The sequence below is a fragment of the Streptomyces sp. NRRL WC-3549 genome (assembly GCF_000721935.1).
Taxonomy (GTDB): domain Bacteria; phylum Actinomycetota; class Actinomycetes; order Streptomycetales; family Streptomycetaceae; genus Streptomyces.
This window is the reverse complement of the sequence record NZ_KL585386.1, coordinates 33,628-36,377: the sequence shown is the minus strand read 5'-3', so window position 1 is coordinate 36,377 and position 2,750 is coordinate 33,628. Positions and strand designations below refer to the sequence as shown.

The window sequence follows — 2,750 nt, the reverse complement described above, 5'->3', positions numbered from 1 at the left end:
GGATGGTGGAGCAGCCGACAGGCGGCGCCGAACCGGCCGATGAGGCCGGCGGTGCCGCGGAGTCGCTCGACCGCCCGCTGCCCGAGGGCGTGCGCCGCAAGGTCGTGGTCCTCGTCTCGGACGCCTTCGGCGGCCTGACCGTCGGCGAACTCCCCGCCCAGCTGAGACAGTACGCCCGTTTCACCCCGACCCGGCGCGCCAAGTTCGCCGGCAACGCCATGGCGGCCGCGCTGGAGAGCGATCCGGTGTTCCGGCGGCGCATCGGCGAGCGGATCGCCCGGAGCCAGCCGGAGCTGGCCCAGGCGCTGACGGCCGGGGCGCCCCCCGCCGCCGCCGACCCGGTGGACGTGGCCGCGGTCGCCTACGTGCTCCGGCCGGACGGCTGGGTCAAGCTGGTGGCCGCGGTGGGCGAGGAGGTCCAGCGGGCCGACGCCGAACGCGCGGACGAGGAGACCCGGCGCGAGCTGGCCAGGCTGCGCGAGGAGCTCGTCCACGCCCGCGACCGCACCAGGGCCGAGACCGAACGGCTGCGTGCGGAGCTCGACGCGAGCCGCAAGGAGGCCGAGTCCCTGCAGCGCAAGCTGCGCAGCGCGCTCAGCGAGGTGAAGCGCGGCGAGGCGGCCCTGCGCAAAGGGAGTGCCGAGGCCGACGCCGTGCGGGCCGAGGCCGCCGCCCGCGTCTCCGCCGCCGAGAGCGAGTCCCGGCGGCTCAAGGCCCGCCTCGCCGAGGCCGAGACCGCTGTCGAGGCGAGTCGGCGGGCGGCCAGGGAGGGGCGCTCCGTGGAGGACATGCGGCTGCGACTGCTGCTGGACACCGTGCTCGACGCGGCGCAGGGGCTGCGGCGCGAACTGGCCCTGCCGCCCGCCTCGATCCGCCCGGCGGACGGTGTCGACGCGGTGGAGCCCGGCCGTATGTCGCCGAAGGACATCGCGGCCAGGGCCCTGTCGGAGACCGATCCGGCGCTGCTGGACCAGTTGCTGGCCCTCCCGCAGGCGCATCTGATCGTGGACGGCTACAACGTCACCAAGACCGGCTATCCCCAGATGCCCCTGGAGAAGCAGCGGTTGCGGCTGCTGGGCGGCCTCTCGGTCCTCGCGGCCCGTACCGGCGCCGAGATGACCTGTGTCTTCGACGGGGCGGAGCTGGCGGCCCCGGTGCTGCTCGCCCCACCGCGCGGGGTGCGCGTGCTGTTCAGCAAGGCGGGGGTCACCGCCGACGAGCTGATCAGGCAGCTGGCGCGCGCCGAACCGCCGGGCAGGCCCGTGGTGGTGGTCTCCACCGACCGCGAGGTCGCCGACGGTGTGGCGAAGGCGGGGGCGCGACCCGTCGCGTCCGCCTTGCTCCTGAAGCGCCTTTCGCGCGTCTAGTACTTCTTGGGTGGCATGGGCGGCTTGCCGGGAATCGGGGAACGTACCGTCAAGTCCCCGCTACAGCCAGTGCGATGAAAGTAAAGAAGTGCCTGGTGTGACGAGATTTTTCCTGTGAGGATTTGAACTGATCACAAGATGGTCACTAGGGTCAGGCCTCGAACCTTCGCACGGTTGATCGCCCACCCGGGGTGACGGCGAAGGAACCGCCGAGTCCGTGACATGCACGGAGCCGGGGATCCGCTCTCCCCCACAGCCCGGTAGGCGGCTCGAGGAAGAAGGAGCTCGCCTTCGTGGCGTCCCACCGTCGTCCCAAGCAGCCGAGCCGCACTCGCGTGACCGTGCTCACCGCGACCGCCGCCGCAGCCGTCGCCCTGTCCTCACAGGCCGCGCACGCCGACCCCAAGCCGACCAAGAGTGAGGTCAAGGCGAAGGTCGACAAGCTCTACCACGAGGCCGAGGCCGCCACCGAGAAGGCCAACGGCGCCAAGGAGCAGCAGGACAAGCTCAAGAAGCAGGTCGACGCGCTGCAGGACAAGGTCGCCCGCGGCCAGGAGGAGTTGAACACCCTCCGCGGTGAGCTGGGTTCGCTCGCCACCGCGCAGTACCGCTCCGGCGGCCTCGACCCGTCCGTCCAGCTGCTGCTCTCCTCCGACCCGGACGACTTCCTCGAACAGGCCTCCGCGCTCGACCAGCTGACGGCCAAGCAGGCCGAGTCCCTGCAGAAGATCCAGGCCAAGCAGCGCGCGCTCGCCCAGCAGCGCAAGGAGGCGCAGGGCAAGCTCGACGACCTCGCCGAGGTCCGCAAGACGCTGAGCGAGAACAAGAAGAAGTACCAGGGCAAGCTGGCCGACGCCCGTCAGCTGCTCAACACCCTCACCGAGGCCGAGCGCGCCAAGATGGCCAAGGACGACGAGCGCGCCAGCCGCGCCGCCAGCGACCGGGTCGAGCTGGGCAACGAGGCCCCGGCGTCCGGCCGGGGCGCCGCCGCCCTCGCCGCCGCCGCCACGCAGATCGGCAAGCCGTACGTCTCCGGGGGCTCCGGCCCCAACTCGTACGACTGCTCGGGGCTGACCCAGTGGGCCTTCGCCCAGGCCGGCGTCCAGATCAGCCGCACGACCTACACGCAGGTCAACGACGGTGTCCACATCGGCCGCAGCGCCCTGCAGCCGGGCGACCTGGTCTTCTTCAGCAACACCACGCACGTCGGCATCTACGCCGGCAACAACCAGGTCCTGCACGCTCCGTACCCGGGCAAGACCGTCCGTTACGAGGCGATGCAGTACCTCGGCTCCTTCCAGTTCGGCGTGCGCATCTGACACCCGAACGGGCGAATCCTCGCCCCCTCTCACTGACGGCCGCCCCGCCGGAGACCCCAGGTCA

2 protein-coding genes are annotated in these 2,750 nt (G+C 71.9%); both read left to right on the top strand.

Features of this window, described 5'->3' with window-relative positions; genetic code table 11:
• Positions 1-5 precede the first annotated feature (5 nt).
• Positions 6-1,367, top strand: coding sequence for an NYN domain-containing protein (locus IH13_RS0104460; protein WP_031081164.1), 1,362 nt, complete (start codon positions 6-8; stop codon positions 1,365-1,367).
• A gap of 293 nt (positions 1,368-1,660) precedes the next feature.
• Positions 1,661-2,686 carry a C40 family peptidase gene (locus IH13_RS0104455; protein WP_031081162.1) on the top strand — a complete coding sequence of 342 codons (1,026 nt, stop codon included), beginning with the start codon at positions 1,661-1,663 and terminating at the stop codon, positions 2,684-2,686.
• Positions 2,687-2,750 lie beyond the last annotated feature (64 nt).